This is a genomic window from Duganella paludis (assembly GCF_054461335.1).
Map to the genome: position 1 here is coordinate 5,303,241 of NZ_CM136922.1, position 22,652 is coordinate 5,325,892.

Annotated in this window: 5 protein-coding genes and 2 tRNA genes; 6 read left to right on the forward strand and 1 reads right to left on the reverse strand. The window is 66.0% G+C overall.

The window, feature by feature from the left end:
* Positions 1 to 148 precede the first annotated feature (148 nt).
* The 5 genes from ACXZ1M_RS23465 to ACXZ1M_RS23485 all read left to right on the forward strand — a co-directional run bounded on the left by ACXZ1M_RS23465 (position 149) and on the right by ACXZ1M_RS23485 (position 2,633).
* Positions 149 to 349 carry a hypothetical protein gene (locus ACXZ1M_RS23465; protein WP_373991471.1) on the forward strand — a complete coding sequence of 67 codons (201 nt, stop codon included), beginning with the start codon at positions 149 to 151 and terminating at the stop codon, positions 347 to 349.
* 90 nt (positions 350 to 439) lie between these two features.
* The gene (gene serS, locus ACXZ1M_RS23470; RefSeq protein ID WP_459050014.1) at positions 440 to 1,729 is read left to right on the forward strand and encodes a serine--tRNA ligase; all 1,290 of its coding nucleotides are present in this window, start codon (positions 440 to 442) and stop codon (positions 1,727 to 1,729) included.
* 69 nt (positions 1,730 to 1,798) lie between these two features.
* Positions 1,799 to 1,888, forward strand: a tRNA-Ser gene (locus ACXZ1M_RS23475).
* A gap of 41 nt (positions 1,889 to 1,929) precedes the next feature.
* Positions 1,930 to 2,019: transfer RNA gene (locus ACXZ1M_RS23480), tRNA-Ser, on the forward strand.
* 74 nt (positions 2,020 to 2,093) lie between these two features.
* On the forward strand, positions 2,094 to 2,633 hold the full coding sequence (locus tag ACXZ1M_RS23485) for a UPF0149 family protein (protein ID WP_459050015.1): 540 nt from the start codon (positions 2,094 to 2,096) through the stop codon (positions 2,631 to 2,633).
* Positions 2,634 to 2,636: 3 nt separating this feature from the next.
* Here the strand turns inward: ACXZ1M_RS23485 and ACXZ1M_RS23490 are convergent, their stop codons facing one another.
* A complete protein-coding gene (locus ACXZ1M_RS23490; RefSeq protein ID WP_459050016.1) occupies positions 2,637 to 3,140 on the reverse strand; it encodes a DUF2059 domain-containing protein in 504 nt (167 codons plus the stop codon).
* A 185-nt stretch (positions 3,141 to 3,325) separates the two neighbouring features.
* Here ACXZ1M_RS23490 and ACXZ1M_RS23495 point away from each other — a divergent pair, with 185 nt between their 5' ends.
* The gene (locus ACXZ1M_RS23495; protein WP_459050017.1) at positions 3,326 to 22,639 is read left to right on the forward strand and encodes an Ig-like domain-containing protein; all 19,314 of its coding nucleotides are present in this window, start codon (positions 3,326 to 3,328) and stop codon (positions 22,637 to 22,639) included.
* The last annotated feature ends 13 nt before the right edge of the window (positions 22,640 to 22,652 follow it).

A 22,652-nucleotide genomic window follows, 5' to 3' on the forward strand; every position in this document is an offset into this window, starting at 1 on the left:
CCAGCGCGCACGTATTTCCCCCGTTTTCTGCATTTCAGGTGCCGTTTTTGGCGCTTCATCGCATCCCCCGCGCATGCCAGAACGCCTTTAGGTACAGTACAACCATACCGCAGCACTTAATCAAACCAACCACCTGAAGGAGAACATCATGAGCATCGCTAAACACATGGAAATCATCTTTGTCGCCGCCACCGTTATCGCCGGCGCTACCACTTTCGCCACCGCCGCCGACGACCGCGCCGACTTCTCGATGCCGGCCGCCAAAGTCGCCGTCGTCGCCAAGGCCGACATGCCGACCGTGACCGTGAGCGCCAAGCGCCTGACCGCCGCCGAAAAAGCCGCGCTGTAATGGCGGCAGCCGGCGGGCTGCGCAAAACTCGCTAGGAAGTGGCGTCGTCTTGGTACAATTGACGTTTTCGATACAAACGGCATCGTTCCCATGATTGACATCCAACTTCTCCGTAAAGACATCGCCACCGTCGCCGAGCGCCTGGCGGCCCGCAAGTTCAAGCTCGACGTGGAAGCGTTCAACGCCCTCGAGTCGGAACGCAAAGCGATCCAGCTGCGCACCGAAGAGCTGCAAGGCAAGCGTAATTCGCAGTCCAAGCAGATCGGCATGATGAAGGGCAAGGGCGAAGACACCACCGCCCTGATGGCGGAAGTGGCCGGCCTGGGCGACGAGCTCAAGGCCAATGAAGTGAAACTGGCGGAACTGCAGGCCAAGCTGGCCGGGTTCCTGGAAACCATCCCGAACCTGCCGCACGAATCGGTCCCGGCAGGCAACGATGAAACCGGCAACGTGGAAGTGCGCAAAGTCGGCGCGCCACGCAGCTTCGATTTCGAGATCAAGGACCACGTTGACGTCGGCACCCCGCTGGGCCTGGACTTCGACACCGCGACCAAGCTGACCGGCTCGCGCTTCTCGGTGATGAAAGGCGGCATCGCCCGCCTGCACCGCGCGCTGGCGCAGTTCATGCTAAATACCCACACGGACGAGCACGGCTACACTGAGTGCTACACGCCGTACATGGTCAACGCCGATTCGCTGCGCGGCACCGGCCAGCTGCCGAAGTTCGAAGCCGACCTGTTCTCGGTGAAGAAGGGCGGCGCCGAAGGCGAGGGCGAGACCTTCTACCTGATCCCGACCTCGGAAGTGTCGCTGACCAACATCGTGCGCGACGAGATCCTGGCCGCCGACGCGCTGCCGCTGAAGATGACCGCGCACACCCCATGCTTCCGCTCGGAAGCGGGCAGCTACGGCCGCGACACGCGCGGCATGATCCGCCAGCACCAGTTCGACAAGGTCGAGATGGTGCAGGTGGTGCATCCGGATCATTCCTACGCCGCGCTGGAAGAAATGGTCGGCCACGCCGAAACCATCCTGCAACGCCTGGGCCTGCCGTACCGCGTGATGTCGCTGTGCACCGGCGACATGGGCTTCGGCGCCACCAAGACCTACGACCTGGAAGTGTGGCTGCCGGCGCAGAACACCTACCGTGAAATTTCCTCGCTGTCGAACTGCGAAGCGTTCCAGGCCCGCCGCATGCAGGCGCGCTTCCGCAACGCCCAGGGCAAGCCGGAACTGCTGCATACGCTGAACGGTTCAGGCCTGGCAGTCGGCCGCACCCTGGTCGCTGTGTTGGAAAATTACCAGCAGGCCGACGGCTCGGTCGAGATCCCGGAAATGCTGCGTCCGTACATGGGTGGACTGACCCATTTGAAAGCGTAAATTTAGCCCTTCCATTTTCTCAACCACCTGCTATAATCTTGCCTTCTCGCAGCAGCAGGTGGGAAAAACGGAGAGGTGGCAGAGTGGTCGAATGTACTTGACTCGAAATCAAGCGTAGGGGCGACCCTACCGTGGGTTCGAATCCCACCCTCTCCGCCATTTGTTTGGATGTGAGAAAAAGCAGTAAAAATGTTTCACCAGGAGAGGTGGCAGAGTGGTCGAATGTACTTGACTCGAAATCAAGCGTAGGGGCGACCCTACCGTGGGTTCGAATCCCACCCTCTCCGCCAATATTCAGTAAAAAAGCCTCCGCAAGGAGGCTTTTTTATTTTCCGATCCACCCATCTTCAATCCAACAGCCGCCATGAGCCACGCCCCATTGAACGACGACGAATACGAGCAACTCGACGAGCTGCTGCTGGCCATCGGCCCGCAATCGATGGATGTGGCCAGGCTGGAAGGTTTGCTGACCGCCTTGATCGTCGGTCCGGTGGAGGTCGAGCAGGCAAGGTGGCTGCCGCTGGTGTGGGGCGGCGCGCAAGGCAGTGCCGAAGCGCAGGCGCTGGTGTTGCGCCATCACGCCTACATGCAAACCTGGATGCGGAAAGATCCGGCCAGCTTCGAGCCGATCTATGAGTGTGGCGGCAACTGGACCGCCGATGCATGGTGCGCGGGCTTCACGGCCGGCGTGCAGCTGGCGGCCGAGGCCTGGGCGCCGCTGCGCGCGCAGCAGCCGGCGCTGCTGGTGCCGTTTGCGGCGCCGGTCAACCCGGCCAAGGTGGCGCCATCCGTGATCCAGATCAACGCCTTCTTCCACGCGCCGTACGCCAAACCGGCCAAGGTCGGCCGCAACGACGCCTGCCCCTGCGGCAGCGGCCAGAAGTTCAAGAAGTGCTGCGGCTAAGGCTTATTTGCCGTTGACGACTTCCTTCAGCAGCACGAAGGTTTCGTGGCGAATGGCCTGTTCGTTGGCCTTGAACTCCTGGTTGGCCTTGACGTAGGCCGGCTTCTTCAGTTCCGCCTGTTCGGCCGGCGTCGGCTTCGGCGCGGTCTGGTACAGCTGCGCGCTGCTGTTGTAGGTATCGTGCAGGACTTTCTTGCCGTAGCTCGACTGATAGAACTTGGTCATCTCCACCGACGTCTCGGTGCTGAGCAGCTTGGCCACCGGCGTGGCCAACTTCGTGTACACGAATTCCGGCTGCAACTTAATCACCTTATCCATCACTTGCTTGCGCTGCTCCGGCGACGCGTACTGGCTCATGCCGGCCGTCATGCGCATCATCTTCTCTGCCTGCATGGACGCCATCAGATCATGCGCGGCCTTGATTTGCGCGGCGTCCGGGTTTGCCGTGGCTGCGTGAACGGCGCCGGCCAGCAGGGTCGTGGCCAGGAATGCGGTAAAAGACTTCAAATTGGTTCTCCTCATTAACTTTCCCGCATTCTAGCCTGAAAAATAAAAAAGCTTTCACCCAATTAGGTGATGAAGGGCTGGGTTGCTGTTGATAAAATTAAATGCTAATAATGAAATTTTTTTAATTTCTTCATCGTCGCCCGGCGGCAGACTGGGCACATAAAACCAAACCCAGGGGCTACAAAATGAGTGGAAATCTGATCACCGGTACGGCGGGTGCCGACTATTTGAACGCCGGTACGGGCGACGATACGCTGGATGGCGCCGGCGGGCCGGATTCGATTCTCGGCGGCATAGGCAACAACCTGGAACTGGGCGGTGCCGGTAACGATTTCATCATGGGCGGTCCCAACGACAAGGGCAATGATTCGATGGACGGCGGCGCCGGCGACGACTTCCTGCGCTATTCCCCCGGCGCGGATACGATCAACGGCGGCGAGGGCATCGACCGCCTGAGCTATGCCGGCAGCAACGTCGGCCCGCTCACCATCAACCTCGCCACCGGCGTGGCCGACGACAGCAGCGGCCAGCTCGATACCGTGATCAGCATTGAGCGCGTTAATGGCACCGGGATGTTTGCCGACCACATCACCGGCAGCGACCGCGATGAAACGCTGTCCGGCAACGGCGGCAACGACACCCTCGATGGCGGCGGCGGATTCGATGTCGTCGGCTACGGCTCGGCCCAGGGCGGCGTCAGCGTCAGCCTGGCGCTGGGCAGCAGCAGCGGCGCCGACGGCGTGGATGTGCTGAGCAATTTCGAAGGCATCGACGGCGGCATTTACGACGACCTCCTCATCGGCAACGACGATGACAATCTGATTTCCGGCCAGAGCGGCAACGACACCCTGGTCGGCGGTGGCGGCAACGACACCTTGCAGGGCGGCGCCGGTAACGATGTGGCCGTCTACAGCGGCAACCGCAGCGATTGCCTGATCTATGTGCAGCCCAACGGCGACACCCAGATCACCGATGTGCGCGAGGGCCAGCCCGATGGCACGGACCTGCTGCGCGGCATCCAGTCCCTGCAGTTTGCCGATGTCACGCTCGACATGCTGCCGCTGGCGCTCGGCGTCAGCGGCAATCCCGCCGGCCACCAGACCGCGCCGGCCACCGCCTTGCTGACCGGCATCGGCGGCGCCGGCAACAACGGCAGCGTGGTGGTGTTCCGCGCCAATGACGACAACGGCGAAGGCATCTATGCGCGCCGCATCGACCGCGAAGGCAATCCGGTCGGCAACAACATCCCGGTCAACACCACCACCGCCGGCGACCAGCGCGCACCGGCCGTCAGCACCCTGTACGACGGCGGCTTTGTGGTGGTGTGGGAAAGCAATCCGGGCACTGGCCTGGCGGCCGCCAGTAGCGCCTGGGACATCAAGCTGCAGCGTTACGATGCCGACGGCCAGGCCGTCGGCGACGAGGTCGATGTCAACACCACGATCGCCGGCGGGCAGCGCACGCCGCAAGTGACGCCGCTGCGCGATGGCGGCTATCTGGTGGTGTGGTCTTCGCGCCAGGATAATGGCGGCGCCGACAGCGGCATCTATGGCCAGCGCTATGACGCCAGCGGCGCCAAGGTGGGTGGCGAGGTGCGCTACAACAGCACAGTGAACGGCGAGCAGTACTCACCGTTCATCGACTTCAATGCCAACAACCCGACCGACACCAAGCTGGTGCTGGCATGGAGCGGCACGCTGGCCGATGGCAGCACCGGCTATGCGCAGCAACTGCTGGATGGCGGCGGCAACAAGCTCGGCGCCGAGCAAATTGTGTATGTCCTGCCGGCCGGCGACAGCAACGCCATCTTGAGCACGGTCCGCACGGCGACCGCCATCAATAGCGGCGAGTACGCGCTGGCCTGGACCGTGCGCACCCTGAGCGCCGAGTTCAGCGTGATGGCGCGCTTCTACAACAGCGATGGCACGCCCAAGGGCGAGGCCATCGTGGTCGCCAGCGGGGGGATCTATAACGGTGTCGACGTGATCGAATCGCAGGCCGGCCAGTTCATGCTGGTCTGGGGCGACGCCAGCCAGGCTGGTTCGACCATTGTCGGCCGCAACTTCAATACCGACGGCACGGCGGCCGGCGCACAGTTTGTGGTCAGCGATGATGACCAGGGTGGTGTGCTGACAAATCCCGTGCTCAGCCTCGCTGGCGGTGGCGGCATCCAGGTCAACTGGGCCGGCACCGGCAACGCGGTGTTGCGCGACAGTGGCGGCGTCTACCAGCAAGTAATCAGCCCCGACGGTCAGGTCGAGCTGGGCGTATTTGCCGACGACGTGCCGCCGCCGCCGGCCAGCTTCACGGTGCAAACGGTGGTCGGCGGCAACCAGCCGGTCGCCGACGCCTTCGGCCAGTATGCCTTGCACGAAGTGCTGGGCAACGGCGCGGTGGTGTACCTCGGCCACCTGGCCTTGTCCGGCAACGCCAGCTATGGTTCGACCGTTACCGTGCTGTCCGGCGACCAGGTGCTGACCACGGTCGGCGTGGATGACGGCGGCCACTGGAGCGCCGACCTGCGCAATCTGGCGGAAGGCCCGTACCAGCTGCGCGCCGTGGTGACCGATATCGGCGGCTTGTCCAGCCCATCATCGGATATTTTCGATATCACGGTGGCCAGCGCCGCCGTGCTGGAAGGCACGGCGGGCAACGACGGTCCGGCCTATTGGCTCGACCAGGGCGCCAACGATGCCCCCCAGACCCTCAACGGTGGCGCCGGCAACGATACGCTGGACGGCGCCGGCGGCGCCGACACCCTGAACGGCGGCGCCGGCAACGACGTCTACATCGTCCGCGACTACGCAACCCAGGTCAACGAGGCGGCCGGCGAGGGCGTCGATACGGTGCGCACCGATATCTACGACTACCACCTGCCGCAGAACGTGGAGAACCTCGACCTCGGCGGCTCCCAGTACTACCTCAAGGCCAGCGGCAACGACCTGGCCAACGTGATCACCGGCAGCGCGTCGGGCGATTTCTACGGCATGGGCGGCAACGACACCATCATCGGCGGCAACAACAGCGCGCGCATGGACGGCGGCGCCGGCAACGACGTCGAAATCGGCGGCGACGGCTACGACCAGTTCGGCAGCCTCAACGACACCGGCAACGATTCGCAGAGCGGCGGCGCCAGCTACGACAGCTTCAACTACAGCCCCGGCTCCGACACCATGGACGGCGGCGCGGACTACGACTACCTGACCTACCGCAACGCGCCGCGCGCGCAGACCATCAACCTCGCCACCGGCCTGGTCACCGACGGGGTCGACACCGACACCGTGCGCAACATGGAGTACGTCGTCGGCAGCAAATTCTCGGACAAGATCACCGGCGGCGCCGGCAACGATTATCTGATCGGCATCGAAGGCGACGACACCATCGACGGCGGCGCCGGCATCGATGGCACCAGCTACGACAGCGCGGCCGGCGGCGTGACCGTCAACCTGGCCACCGGCGTGGTCAGCGGCGGCGCCGGCAACGACCGCCTGAGCAATATCGAGAACGTCAACGGCTCGGCCTTCAACGACAACATCACCGGCGACGCCAAGGCCAACACCTTCTACGACAACGCTGGCGACGATCTCTACAAGGGCGCCGGCGGCAACGACTACATCTTCGATTACGGCGGCCTCGACACCGCCGTCTACAGCGGCGCCAAGGCCGACTACACCATCAGCACCAACGCCGACGGTTCGATCACCGTCCAGGACAAGCGCAGCGGCTCGCCCGACGGCACCGATACCCTGCGCGGCATCGACAAGCTGCAGTTCAGCAATGGCACGGTGGAGCTCAAGGTACTCGACCATGTGAGCACCAGCAATACCGCAGGCACCCAGACCGACGCCGCCCTCACCGTCAACCTGAACAACGGCAACCTGATGATCGGCTACCGCCAGCCCGGCAGCGGCGGCGACAGCGTGTATGTGCGTGCGCTCGATGCGGAAGGCATCCCGCAGGGCACGGACCAGCTGGTGCTGACCCAAGGAGGCACGCTGGGCAAGCTGTCGCTGGCCTTCACCTGGAACAATGTGTTTGTGCTGGTCTACCAGACCAACCCGCAGGCCGGCGCCAGCGCGGACGATCCGGGCTGGGACGTGATGCAGCTGATCCTGGACGCCAACGGCGCGCCGCTGGGCGAGCCTACCCTCATTAGCAGCAACACCGTCGGTGCCCAGGTGGCGCCGGCGCTGACCGTGCGCGGGGACGGCAGCTATGTCGTCACCTGGCAGTCGCAGCAGGAGGATGGCGGCGGCAACGGCATCTACGCGCAGGCGTTCACCAGCGGCGGCGAGCGCATGGGCGAGGAGGTGCATATCAACAGCAACACGGCCGGCGAGCAGGTGGCGCCGTCGATCAGCACGGCCTATGACGGCTACACCATCGCCTGGCAAAGCGAAACAAGTCCCGGCCACGTCGGCTACGCGGCGCAGTTCTTCGACTGGCAGGGCCAGCCGTCCGGTGGCGAGATCGTGGTGGCGGAGCTGGACAATGCCGGCGGCCAGCTGAAGCTGGGCGCGCTTGCGCAATCGACCTCGCAGTACGACAACAGCGTGCTGATGGCCTGGGTGCAGGACGCGCAAGGCCAGGGCGACGGCCAGGTGATGATGCGCGCCTTCAGCCACGATGGCACGGCGCTGGGCGATGCGCTGCTGGTGGCGGACGGCTTCCACGCCACCAGCGTCAACGTCAAGGCCTTGTACGACGGTGGTTTCATGGTGGTGTGGAGCGGCATCAAGGATGGCCAGTCGGTGGTGATGGGCCGGCACTACGACGTGAGCTACGTGGCGGCGGGGCCGGCGTTCGCGATCAGCCGCAGCGCCGCCGCCGGCGACAAGCTGCTGCCCGAGCTGGTGGACACGGGCAATGGCGTGACCGTGCTGTGGGAGACCGGCAACCTGCCGGGGCTGGCCGGCGGGGGCGGCATCTATCAGCAAAGCATCGACTACAACGGCAACTCCATGTACCAAACGGCGAGCGCGGCAGTGACCGTGACGCCGGCCACCACCATCACGGTGGCCTCGGTGGACGGCGGCGACCATCCGCAGTACGACCCGGCCGCGCCGGTGCCGCAATACCTGACCCACAGCGTCAGCAACAACGCCACCGTCGGCAGCAACCACCTGGTGTTGAGCGGCGCGGCCGCCTTCGGCAGCACGGTGGAAATCAAGTCCGGCGCCACCGTGCTGGGCACGGTAGGCGTGGACGACAGTGGCAAGTGGGTGCTGGAGCTGAACCATCTGGCCGGCGGCGCCTACCACCTGACGGCGGTGGTGCGCGACGTCAACGGCGTGGCCAGCGCCGCCAGCGCGGTGTTCAACCTGACCGCGTACGACGGCGAGATCGAAGGCACCAATGGCAACGACGATGCCGCCTACTGGGCCGCGCACGGCGCCGGCCCCGAGGCGCAACTGCTGAGCGGCGGCCTGGGTAGCGATACCCTGGTCGGCCACGGCAACGATACGCTGGACGGCGGCGCCGGCAAGGATTGGGCCGACTACAGCGGCGCCGGCAACGGCGTGACGGTCAACCTGGCAACCGGCACGGCCAACGCCGGCAGCCAGGGCAGCCATACGCTGCTCAACATCGAATACGTGGCCGGCAGCGCCTTTGCCGACAGCATCACCGGCAGCGACGGCGACGACCTGATCCTCGGCGGCGGCGGCAACGACACGCTCGACGGCGGCGCCGGCACCGACCTGCTGAGCTACTACACGCCGTTCGGCGGCGACGTCCAGGTCTCGCTGCAAACGGGCGTGGTCAGCGGCGCGCAGGGGCAGGACCTCATCAGCAATTTTGAAAACGTGATCGGTTCCAGCGGCAACGACTTCCTCGAAGGCGACCACGGCGCCAACGTGCTGGACGGCTTCTGGGGCAACGACAGCCTGCGCGGCGGCGGCGGTGACGACACCCTGAACGGCGGCGCCGGCTACGACCAAGCCTACTACAGCGGCAACCAGGACGACTACACCATCACCAGCGGCGCGGACGGCGTGGTGGTGGTGAGCGACAAGCGTGGCGAAAGTCCCGACGGCACCGACCACCTGAGCGGCATCGATCAGCTGCATTTCGCCGACGGCGTGCTCGACCTGACGCCGACCGACGCGGTGGTGTCGTCCAGCCCGGACGGGCCGCAGTGGCACCAGGACGTCACCGCCTTGGACGGCGGCGGCTACGTGATCGCCTTCCGCGACGACGACGTGTCCGGCAGCGGCGTGTCGCTGCGCGTGTTCAACGAGCAGGGCGTGCCGCTGGGCGACAACATCGTGGTGGGCGACGTGGTGGGCGACCAGCGCAGCGTGACCGTGGTGCGCGCCGGCGACGGCGGTTTCTTCGTGGCCTACAACAGCAATCCTACCGCCGGCGTGGTGCTCAACGACTGGGCCTGGGAAAACTACCTGCAGCGCTTCGACGCCGCCGGCAACAAGATCGGCGAACCGCAGATCATCAACACCACCACCGATTACTCCCAGCGCTTCCCGATGGTGACCGCGCTGAAGGATGGCAGCATCGTCGCCAGCTGGATATCGTATCAGCCGTCCAGCGGCCACCGCGGCCTGTACACGCAGCGCTTCGACGAGCAGGGCAATAAGATCGGCACCGAGCACGAAGCCGGCGCCATCGACTATGCGATCTACGAATCGGTGTACGACATCGTCGCTGTGGCGGACGGCTACGTCATCGCCTGGTCCGAATTGAGCGACATCCGGGCCCAGCGCTTCGACATGGCCGGCAACAAGGTCGGCGCGGTCCAGGCATTGTTCACCTATCCGGGGGCCGTCACGTATTCGGCCAGCCAGCTCGATCTGGCCGCCACCGCCGACGGCGGCTTTGTTGCGGCCTGGACCAACTACAGCATCGAACCGAACAACGTCATGGTGCAGAGCTTCAACGCTCAGGGTCAGCCCGCCGGCAGCGCCATGGTGGTGCCGAACAGCGACTTTGGCGGCGTCCCCAGCGTGGTGGGCCTGCCCGGCGGCGGCTTTGCGGTCGCCTGGGAGAACTACGCCGATGGCCAGTCGGTGCTGGTGCAACGGTACGATGAACATGGCGCGGCGGCGGGCGAGCCGTTCCGCGTCAACCAGCGCGATCCCGGCGGCAATCCGACCGGCGTGGTCATGACCATCCTCGACAACGGCAAGCTGCTGGTGAGCTGGGGCGAGCTGGACGCCATGGCCAACAATGGCCTGTACCAGCAGATCGTCGACTGGAACGGTCACCCGGAATTCTTCAGCGGCAGCTCGGACCAGACGCCGCCGGCGGCGCCGGCCTTCCTGTTGCAGCAGATCGTCGGCGGCGGCGATGCGCAGTACACGGATACCAGCTTCGGCGGCAAGATCATGCTGCACGATCCACTCAGCAGCGGCGCGGCCGTCGGCAATGGTTACGTGGTGCTCAGCGGCACCGGCGTGTTCGGACAAACCATCATCGCGCGCGACGGCGAGCAGGAATACCGTACCGGCGTCGACGACAGCGGCCACTGGAGCATCGGCATCTGGCAGGCGCTGGCCAATGGCGAGCATGCGTTCGTGCTCAGCGTGCGCAACGCGCAGGGCGTGGAGGGACCGGGCAGCACGCCGTTCCTGCTGACCGTCGATAACAGCGTGCTCAACGGCAGCGACGGCGACGACGCGCCGCTTTACTGGGCCGACCAGGGCGCCAGCGGCGATGCGCAAGTACTCAACGGCGGCGCCGGCGACGACACCATGGACGGCCGGGGCGGCAACGATACCCTGAACGGCGGCGACGGCAACGATCTCTACATCTTGCGTGCCAACGAAACCGTGATCGAGGCGGCCGGCGGCGGCATCGACACCATCATCGCCGGCTTCGGCATGACGCTGCCGGACAACGTGGAAAACCTGACCGTCAACGGCCCCAACGGCCAGGCCCTGTTCGGCAACGCGCTCGATAATGTGCTGAACGGCACCAGCGGCGGCGACATGATCGGTGGCGGCGACGGCAACGACTCGCTGTACGGCAACGACGGCAACGACGTGCTGTTCGACAACGGCGCGGACGACGACCTGCTCGACGGTGGCGCCGGCAACGACTGGCTGCTGATGGGACGCGGCCACGACACGCTGGAGGGCGGGGCCGGCAAGGACATCCTGTACGCCGCGAACCCGGACCAGGTACACGGCGTGGCCATCAACCTGGCCAGCGGCGAAATCCTCGACAACGGCTTCGGCGAAAGCGGCAGCATCGGCGGCATCGAAGTGGTCATGGGCACGCGCTTCGGCGACCACATCATCGGCAGCAACGCCGGCGAAACCTTCCTCACCCACGGCGGCAACGACACCATCGAGGCCGGCGGCGGCAACGACACGCTGATGTTCGGCGACGACGCCGTGGTCGCCAACCTGTCCAACGGGCAGGCCACGGATGCGAGCGGCACCACCCAGTTCAGCGGCGTGGAAAACCTGACCGGCAGCATCGAGGGCGATGTGCTGACCGGCGACGGCGGCGCCAACGTGCTGCGCGGCCTGGCCGGCAACGACACCCTGGCCGGCGGCGGCGGCAACGACACCCTGATCGGCGGCGCCGGCAACAACCGCGCCGTCTTCAGCGGCAACAAGGCCAACTACAGCATCAGCACCAACGCCGACGGCGCGGTCAGCGTGCAGGACTTGCGCGGCGGTTCGCCCGACGGCATCGACAACGTGCAAGGCATCAAGACGCTGCAGTTCGCCGACGGCACGGTCGAGCTGACGGCGGTGGACCGCGTGATCAGCAGCGCGGCGGGCAACTTCGAGGTGCTGCCGGTGTCGGCCGCCAGCAGCGGCCTCGACGGCGTTATCCTGCAGCTCTTCCGCAACATCGACAACGGCGGCGACAAGCTGTCCGCGCGCCTGTTCGACCGTGACGGCAATCCGCTCGGCGGCAACTTCGCCATCGGCGCCGAGTCCGGCGGCGAGCAGCGCGGCCAGGTGGTGACCGCGCTGCAAAGCGGCGGTTTCGCCGTGGCGTATCACAGCAATCCGGTTGCCGGCGCTTTTGGCAACAACGGCGCCTGGGAGGTCAAGGTGCAGTTGCTCGATGGCGCCGGCCAGCTGCTCGGCGGCCCGATCACCGTCAACACCACCACCGACGGCTCGCAGCGCCTGCCGGCGATCGTGGCGCTCGAGGACGGCGGCTTCGTCGTCACCTGGCAGTCGACACAGCAGGACGATGGTCCTTACACCAGCATCTATGCGCGCACCTTCAATGCCTTCGGCGAGCCGCTTGGTCCGGAAGTGCCGGTCAGCATTTCGGCCGTCGGCCACCTGGCCCAGCCCACGATCGCAGCGCTGCCCGGCGGCTATGTGATCCTCTGGAGCGGCAAGGTGAGCGCCGGATCGACGGGACTGATGCAGCAGTACTTCGATGAATACGGCAACAAGATAGGCGACCAGCAGCTGGTCCACGAGATCAGCGACCCGAATGGCCAGGTCTACTTCGCCACGCAGCAAATCGCCGCCACCGGCAACGGCGGCCACGTGGTGAGCTGGGTGCAGGATGTCGGAATCGAAGGCCAGGACAAGGTCATGGTGCGCAACTACGATGTCAGCGGCAATCCCGTCGGCGCCGCATTCGCGGTGGCCAGCGGCTCGCATCTGGGCGCGGACGTGCTGGGCCTGAGCGATGGCAGCTACATGGTGGTGTGGGACGTGCAGGGCGCCAACGGCGAGTCCTTCATCATGGGCCGCCGTTACAGCGGCAGCGACAATAGTCCACTGGGCGGCGAGTTCAAGATCAGCCAGTCGCCCGTGCTGGGCATCAAGTTCAGCCCGACGCTGACCGAATTCCAGGATGGCGAGATTGTCGTCAGCTGGGGCGGCGACGGCTCGGGGGCGATGGCGGGCAGCGGCGGCGTCTACCAGCAAATCATCGATTTCGACGGCAACCCGATGTACTACGCCGGCACCAGTTCCACCGCCAAGCCGGCCGCCACCACGATCACGGTCCAAACCGTGACCGGTGGCCAACTGCCGGAATTTGGTGACAATTACAGTTACCTGGTCAGCGCTCCGCTGAACAACGGCGCGGGCATCAGCAACAGCCACCTGGTGCTGAGCGGCACGGCGGCGTTCGGTTCGGTCATCACCATCAAGTCCGGCGCCAACGTGCTGGGCACGACGGCGGCCGACGACGACGGCCGCTGGGTGCTGGACCTGCAACAGCTGGCGCCGGGCAACCATGCGCTGACGGCCACCGTGCGCGATGTGTTCGGCAAGGTCAGCGACGCCAGCGCGGCGTTCAACCTGGTTCTCAGCAATAGCAGCCTGACCGGCACGGCCGGCGCCGACGGCCTGGGCTACTGGTACAACGCCGGCGCCAACAATACTTCGCAGACACTCAACGGCCAGGCCGGCAACGACACGCTCGATGGCGGTGGCGGCAAGGACACCCTGATCGGCGGCGCCGGCGACGACACCTACTACGTCAACGACGCCGGCGTCGTCATCACCGAGGCGGCCGGCGGCGGCACCGATACGGTCGTGACCTCGATCACCGGCCTGACGCTGGCGGCCAACGTGGAAAACCTGGTGTTGGCGGACGGCCCCGGCTTGCAGGGCATCGGCAACGCGCTGAACAACCTGATCACCGGCGGCAGCGGCAACGACACACTGAACGGCGGCGCCGGGGCCGACACCCTGGCCGGCGGCGCCGGCAACGATGCCTATGTGGTCGACGTCGCGGGCGACGTGGTCCAGGAAGGCGCCGGCGGCGGCAGCGACGAAGTGCGGGTGGCGTACACTGCGGCCGGCACCTACGTGCTGTCGGCCAATGTCGAAAACGCCGTCGTCACCTCGACGGCGGCGGTCAACCTGACCGGCAATGCGCTCGACAATTACTTGCAAGGCAATGCGGCCGCCAATGTCCTCATCGGCAACGATGGCGCCGACACACTTGCCGGCGAGGGCGGCAACGACACCATGATCGGCGGCGCCGGCAACGATTTCTACAAGGTCGATGCGGTCGGCGATGTGGTGACCGAGGCGGCCGATGGCGGCATCGACACGGTGTCCGTCACGGCGACCAGCCATACGCTGGCGGCCAATGTGGAGAACCTGAGCTATGTTGGCACGCTGGCCTTCAACGGCAGCGGCAACGCGCTGGCCAATGTGATGTACGCCGGCTCCGGCAACGACACGCTGAACGGCGGCGGCGGCAACGACACCTTGTGGAGCTGGGAAGGCAACGACAGCTTGTTGGGCGGCGATGGCAACGATGTGCTGAACCCCGGTGTGGGCGTGGACTTCGTCGATGGCGGCGCGGGCGCCGACCTGGTGGTGGCGCTGGGCGATTACGCCAACTACGCACGCAGCCGCGTCAACGACTTCGATACCAAACTGGTCAACACCTTGACGGGCGAAACCATCACCATCCGCAACGTTGAGACGGTACAGTTCGCGGATGAAACACACAGCCTGGCGGAGCTGATCGCCAACAGCGCCAGCAGCGGCGCCGACGTGCTCACCGGCACCGATGGCAATGACAGGCTCGACGGCGGCGCCGGCGCCGACACCATGTCCGGCGGACTGGGCGACGACACCTATGTGGTCGACAACAGCGGCGACCTGGTGATCGAAACGGGCGACGGCGTCGACCTGGTGGAGGTGGCCTACACCGCCGCCGGCACCTACACGCTGGCCGACAAGGTGGAAAACGCCACCATCACCTCGGCCGACACGGTGGCCGTCAACCTGGCGGGCAACGGGCTGGACAACTACCTGGTCGGCAACGGCGCCGCCAATAAGCTGAGCGGCAACGCCGGCAATGACACGCTGTTGGGTGGCGCCGGCAACGACACGCTGCTGGGTGGCGACGGCAGCGACATGCTGATCGGCGGCGGCGGCAACGATAGCCTGGCCGGCGGCGCCGGCAACGACGTCTATCTGGTGAACGCGGCCGGCGCCGTGATTACCGAGCTCGCCGATGAGGGCGGCGACCTGGTCAACACATCGCTGAACAGTTTCACGCTGGGGGCCAACCTGGAAGCCCTGGTGTACAGCGGCAGCGGCGCGTTCAACGGCATCGGCAACGAACTGAACAACAACATCAGCGGCGGCATCGGCAACGACACCTTGGCCGGCAACGCCGGCAATGACTACCTGCAGGGCGGTGGCGGCAACGATAGCCTGAGCGGCGGGATCGGCGACGATGCGCTGTATGGCGGCGACGGCAACGATGTGCTGAACGGCGGCGCCGGCGGGGACTTGCTGTCCGGCGGCAGCGGCAACGACACGATCGACGGCGGCGAAATCACCGACCGCCTCAACTATAGCGACCTCAATTTCATCACCTATTACGGCGCCACGGCTGGCATCTCGGTCAACCTGGCCACCGGCGTGGCGCTCGATGGCCTGGGCGGCACGGACAAGCTCACCAACATCAATTACGTGCAGGCCTCCATCCACGACGACAGCATCGTCGGCAGTTCGGCGGCGCTGCTGGAAATTTTTGAAGGACTGGAGGGCGACGACACCATCGACGGCGGTGCGATCACTGATTTCGGGCAGCAGGGCAACAACCTTGTCACCTACACGTTCTCATCGGGCGGCGTGGTGGTGGACCTGGCGGCCGGCACCGCCGACAGCGAAAGCACCGGCCACGACACGCTGCTCAACATCAACCAGGTGCGCGGCTCCAATTACGACGATACCTTGCTGGGATCGGACAGCGCGCTGCGCGAGGAATTCGAGGGGCGCGGCGGCATCGACGTGATCGATGGCCGCGGTGGCATCGACATGGTGCACTACGATAGCGCCGGCAGCGGCGTGATGGTCGACCTGGTCCAGGGCATAGCGGTGGATGGCGATGGCAGTCTCGATGAGTTGCTGAACATCGAGGGCGCGTATGGCTCGTCCCACAATGACAATCTGTTCGGCGGCGCCGGCAACGACATCTTTGTCGGCAACGGCGGCAGCGACCTGATCTCGGGCGGCGCGGGCTACGACCTGGCCGACTACAGCACCAGCACGGCCGGCGTCAACGTCGACCTCAGTTCCGGCACGGCGCTGGACGGGCTGGGCGGCACGGACCTGCTGCTTCAGATTGAACTGGTGCGCGGCTCGTCCCGCAACGACACGCTGCTTGGCAGCAACGGCGCCTATGAATCGTTCGAAGGCCGCGCCGGCGACGACCATATCGACGGCAGGGGCGGTGTCGACCGCGTCGACTACCAGCTATCGAAGGCGGGCGTCACGGTCAACCTGCAGACCGGCGTGGCCAGCGACGGCGAAGGCGGCACCGACACCCTGCTCAATATCGAGCAGGTCGTGGGCTCTACCTTCAACGACAGCCTGAGCGGCGACGCCGGCGTCAACTACCTGTCCGGCATGGCCGGTAACGACACCCTGTCCGGCGGCGCCGGTGAGGACCTGCTGGACGGCGGCGCCGGCAACGACAGCCTGCTGGGCGGCGATGGTGATGATGCGCTGGTCGCAGGCAAGGGCAGCGCCGATGTCGCCGACGGCGGCGCCGGCAGTGATGTGCTGACCCTGCTCGGCAACTTTGCCGACTATGCGCGCACGCGGGTCAATGCCACCGACCTGTTGCTGGTCAACGGCATCACGGGCGAGAGCGTCACGGTGCGCAACGTCGAGCAGTTCGAGTTCAACGACGGCGTCAAGACCCTGGCCCAAACGCTGGCCAACATCACCAGCATCTTCGGCGACGTGCTGGTCGGTGACGGCGGCAACGACACGCTGAACGGCGGCGCCGGCGCCGACACCATGTCCGGCGGCGCCGGCGACGACAGCTACGTGGTCGACGTGGCGGCCGACGTCATCATTGAAAATGTGGGCGAGGGCACGGACCAGGTGTCGGTCGCCTTCGCGGCGGCCGGCGTCTACACGCTGTCGGCCAACATCGAGAACGCGACCGTGACGGGAACGGCGGCCGCCGGCATCATCGGCAACGAGCTCGCCAACCAGCTGAGCGGCAACGCCGGCGCCAACGTCCTAACCGGCAACGGCGGCAACGATACGCTGAACGGCGGCGCCGGCAACGACAGCATGAGCGGCGGCGCCGGCGACGACGTCTACGTGGTGGACGCCGCCGGCGACGTGGTCACCGAACTGGCCGGCGCCGGCAACGACAGCGTGCTGACCGCGCTGGCCAGCTACACGCTCAGCGCCAACGTCGAGAAAGTCAGCTATACCGGCAGCGGCAGCTTCAAGGGTGTCGGCAACGAGTTGAACAACGTACTGACGGGCGGCGCCGGCAACGATACCTTGAGCGGCGCCGCCGGCTGGGACAATCTCGACGGCGGCAACGGCAACGACAGCCTGTCCGGCGACGACGGCTGGGACTTCATCAATGGCGGCGCCGGCAACGACGTGCTGAACGGCGGCAAGGAGCGGGACTACCTGTGGGGCGGCGCCGGCAACGATACCATCGACGGCGGCGCCATCACCGATCGCATCAATTTCACCGACAGCAACCTGGTCGGGTACGATCAGGCGACGGTCGGCGTTTCGGTCAACCTGGCGACGGGCGTGGCCCAGGATGGCCAGGGCGGGACGGACAAACTCATCAACATCAACATCGTTTGGGGTTCGATCCACAACGACACCCTGGTCGGCAGCACCGCGCCGGTCCTGGAAATTTTTGGCGGCGGCGCCGGCGACGATACGATCGATGGCGGCGCCATCACCGGCCCGCTGCAGGAAAACAACAATCAGGTCAGCTACGAAGACATGGGCTCGGGCGTGGCGGTGGACCTGCAGGCCGGCACTGCCGACGGCGAGGACAGCGGCCATGACACGCTACTCAACATCAACTATGTGGTCGGCAGCTACTCCGATGATGAATTGCTGGGTTCCGACAGCGGACTGATCGAGCACTTCAACGGCATGGGTGGCAACGACACCATCGACGGCCGCGCGGGCTTCGACTTCGTGCATTACGAGCACACCGGCGCGGGCGTGGTGGTCAACCTGGCCACGGGCGAAGCCATGGATGGCTATGGCGGCACCGATACGCTGCGGCACATCGAGGGCGTGGTCGGCTCTTGGGGCAATGACTTGCTTACCGGCGGTAACGCCGATAACGATTACATGGAAATTTTCGTCGGCAACGAAGGCAACGACACCATCGACGGCGCCCAAGGCTACGACCGGGTCGAGTACGGCACCAGCACGGCCGCCGTTCTGGTCGATCTGGCGACCGGCACGGCGGCCGACGGCATGGGCGGCACCGACACGCTGCTCAACATCGAGGGCGTGAGCGGCTCTGCCTTCAACGACACGCTCAATGGCAGCGACGGCGAAATGGAGCTGTTCGAAGGCGGCGCCGGCAACGACGTGGTCGATGGCCGGGGCGGCTACGACGTCATCGATTACGAGCGTTCCAAGGCGGCGGTGGTGGTCAACCTGGCCACTGGCACGGCGACCGACGGCCTCGGCGGCACCGACAAGCTGATCAGCATTGAAGAGGTGTTCGGCAGCGCCTTCAACGACAGCCTCACCGGCAGCGCCGGCGACGACTGCCTGCAGGGCCTGGCCGGCAACGACACGCTGATTGGCGGCGCCGGCAACGACACCCTGTTCGGCGGCCTCGGCAACGACAGCGTGGCCGGCGGCGACGGCAACGATACCCTGCGCGCGGGCACCGGTGTCGACGTGATCGACGGCGGCGCCGGCAGCGACCAACTGCAACTGCTGGGCAACTTCCTCAGCTACACCATCACCCGGCCGAACGCCACCGACGTGGTGCTGGTCAACGCCGCCACCGGCGAGAACATCACGCTGCGCAATGTCGAGCAGCTGAAATTCGCCGATGGCATGAAGACCCTGGGCGAAGCCATCGTCAATTCGGTCAGCATCTTCGGCGATTACCTGGTCGGCGACGGCGGCGCCAACAGCCTCAACGGCGGCGCCGGCAGCGATACCATGGTGGGCGGCGCTGGCAACGACACCTACACGGTGGATGTCGCCGGCGACGTGGTGACGGAAAATCCGGACGAGGGCATCGATCTCGTGAATGTGGCCTTTGCCGCAGCCGGCACCTACACCCTGGCCGCCAACGTGGAAAACGCCACGGTGACCGGCACGGTGGCCATCGGCATCACGGGCAACGCGCTCGACAACGTCCTCACCGGCAATGCCGTCGCCAACAAGCTCGATGGCGGCGCCGGCAACGATACGCTGATCGGCGGCGCCGGCAACGACTCCCTGGTCGGCGGCCTGGGCGACGACGTCTACGTGGTGGACGTGGCCGGCGACGTGGTGACCGAGGCGGCGGGCGCCGGCAGCGGCATCGACCGCGTGGAGACCGCTCTGGCCACCTACACGCTGGCGGCCAACGTCGAGAACCTGGTCTACACCGGCAGCGCCAACTTCAGCGCCACCGGCAACGCGTCGGATAACCAGCTCACCGGCGGCGCCGGCAAGGACACGCTCAACGGCGGCCTCGGCAACGACACGCTGTCCGGCGGCGCGGGCGACGACAGCCTGCTCGGCGGCGACGGCAACGACGTGCTGAACGCCGGCACGGCCGTGGTCGGCGACCTGGTCGATGGTGGCAACGGCAGCGATACGCTGAAAGTATTGGGCGCCTTCGAGGACTATGTGCGTTCCCGTCCAACCGCGACCGACACCAAGCTGGTCAATGTCGTCACCGGCGAAAGCATCACGCTGCGCAACGTGGAAACGGTCAGCTTCGACGGCGTGGCGAAAGCCATCAACGACGTCAACGCCGGCCTGGTCAGCGCGGGCAACGACACGCTGACCGGCACCAGCGGCGCCGACAGCATCAACGGCGGCACCGGCAGCGACTTGATGATCGGCCTGGAAGGCGATGATATCTACGAGGTCGATGTCGCCACCGACGCGATCACGGAGCTCGACGGCGGCGGCATCGACCTGGTGAACGTGGCCTTCAAGGCGGCCGGCACCTACGTGCTGTCGTCCTACGTGGACAACGCCACCGTCACGGCGGCGGCAACCATCGCCGTCAACCTGACCGGCAATGCGCAGAACAACGTGCTGACCGGTAACGCGGCAGTCAACACGCTGATCGGCGACGCCGGCGACGACACGCTCGACGGCGGCGCCGGCGCCGACAAGCTGACCGGCGGCACCGGCAACGATGTCTACATGGTCGATGTGGCCGGCGATGTCGTCACCGAGCTGGCCGACGGCGGCACCGATACGGTGCAAACCAAGCTGGCCAGCTACACGCTGGGCGCCAACGTGGAGAACCTGGTCTTCCTGGGCACCGGTGCCTTCACCGGCACCGGCAATGCGCTGGCCAACAAGCTGACCGGCGGCGTTGGCAACGACAGCCTGGTCGGCGGCCTCGGCAACGACACGCTGGACGCCGGCACCAGCGGCGCCGGCGACAAGGACGTGATCGACGGCGGCGGCGACGTCGACACGCTGGCCGGCCTGGAAGCCTTCGGCAACTACAAGGTTTCGCGGCCGAACGCCACCGATACCGTGCTCACGCACATCAGCGGCGGGGTGATCACGGTGCGCGGCGTCGAGCAATTCACCTTCGACGGCGTGAGCATGACGCTGGCGGAAGTGCAGGACAACACCGCCAGCACCGGCAGCGACACGCTGGTCGGCACCGATGGCGCCGACAGCATCAACGGCGGCGCCGGCGCCGACAGCATGTCCGGCGGCGCCGGCGACGACATCTATGTGGTGGACGTGGCGGGCGATATCGTGGTCGAGCTGGCGGATCAGGGCAGCGATCTGGTGCAGGTGGCCTATACCGCCGCCGGCAGCTACACGCTGGGCGACAACATCGAGAACGCCACGGTGACCGCAACGGTTGCCGTCAACCTGATCGGCAATGCGCTGGACAACACCCTGATCGGCAATGCCGCCGCCAACATGCTGAGCGGCGGCCTGGGCAACGACACGCTGATCGGCGGCGCCGGCAACGACACCATGGTCGGCGGCGGCGGCGACGACGTCTACGTGGTCGATGTGGCCACCGACGTGGTCACGGAGCTGGATGGCGGCGGCACCGACAGCGTGCAAACCGCAGCGGTGGCCTACACGCTAGGCGCGTTTGTCGAGAACCTGAGCTACACCGGCACGGCAGCGTTTGCCGGCACCGGCAATGCGCTGGCCAACGCCATCAGCGGCGGCATCGGCAAGGATACGCTGAGCGGCGGCGGCGGCAACGACACCCTGACCGGCGGCGCCGGCGACGACAGCCTGCTCGGCGGCGACGGCGACGATTCGCTGTCGGCCGGCACCGGCGTGGCCGACGTCATCGACGGCGGCGCGGGCACGGACCTGGTGACGGTGCTGGGCAATTTTGCCGCCTACACCCGTACCCGTGTCAGCGTCACGGATACCAGGCTGGTCAACGCAGCGACCGGCGAGTCGCTGATTATCCGCAACATCGAGACCGTGCACTTCGCGGATGGCGACAAGGCGCTGGCGGACCTGATCGACAATGCGGCCAGCCCGGGCGCCGATACCTTGGTGGGCACGACCGGCAACGACATCATCAACGGCCTGGGCGGCATCGACGTGATGAGCGGCGGGGAGGGCGACGACACCTACGTGGTGGACGTGGCTGGCGACGTGGTCACCGAGCTGGCGGACGAGGGCACGGACCTGGTGCAGGTGGCCTACACGGCGCCGGGCAGCTACACGCTGGGCGCCAACGTGGAAAACGGCACGGTGACCGGCACGCTGGCGATCAGCATCGTCGGCAACGAGCTGGACAATGTCCTGACCGGCAATGCCGCCGCGAACAAGCTGACCGGCAATGCCGGCAACGACACGCTGATCAGCGGAGGCGGCGGCAACGACACCCTGATCGGTGGCGATGGCGACGATGTTTATGTGATCGCTGTGGGCGGCCACACGGTGACCGAAGCGTTGAACGGCGGCACGGATGTGGTGCGCACCGTGATCACCAACTACTCGCTGGCGACCAATGTCGAGAACCTGATCTACACCGGCACGGCTGCCTTTACCGCAGTCGGCAACCTGCAGGATAACGACATCCGTGGCGGTATTGGCAATGACAAGCTGGACGGCGCTGGCGGCAACGACACGCTGACCGGCGGCCTTGGCAACGACACCCTGACCGGCGGTACGGGTAACGACACCTTCGTACTCGCCGGCGCGACCGGCGTCGACACCATCACCGACTTCAGCAACAGCGTCGCCAAGGGCTTCGACAAGCTCGCCATCAGCCAGGCGGCGCTGGCGATCGGCAACGGTGACACGGTGGTGGACGGTGGTGTGCTGCGCGCGGCGCCCGGCGGCTTTGCGGCCGATGCGGAACTGGTGATCTTCTCGTCCAACAGCGGTGGCATCACGCCCGCCGCCGCCGCGCTGGTGATCGGTTCAGCCAACAGCGGCTTCACGCTGGGCCAGCAGGCCTTGTTCGTGGTGGACAACAACAGCGCAAGTTATGTCTACCTGTTCAAGTCCAGCGGCACGGACGCGCTGGTGTCGGCCGACGAATTGACCCAGATCGCCATCCTCACCGGCAATCCGGCAACCACCGTGGGGGACTATCTGTTCGTGGCATAAAGTTTGTGGCGTA

Bases quoted from the DNA above. Each gene is read 5' to 3' on its own strand.
- ACXZ1M_RS23465 (WP_373991471.1), top strand. From the start codon at position 149: ATGAGCATCGCTAAACACATGGAAATCATCTTTGTCGCCGCCACCGTT.
- serS (WP_459050014.1), top strand. From the start codon at position 440: ATGATTGACATCCAACTTCTCCGTAAAGACATCGCCACCGTCGCCGAG.
- ACXZ1M_RS23485 (WP_459050015.1), top strand. From the start codon at position 2,094: ATGAGCCACGCCCCATTGAACGACGACGAATACGAGCAACTCGACGAG.
- ACXZ1M_RS23495 (WP_459050017.1), top strand. From the start codon at position 3,326: ATGAGTGGAAATCTGATCACCGGTACGGCGGGTGCCGACTATTTGAAC.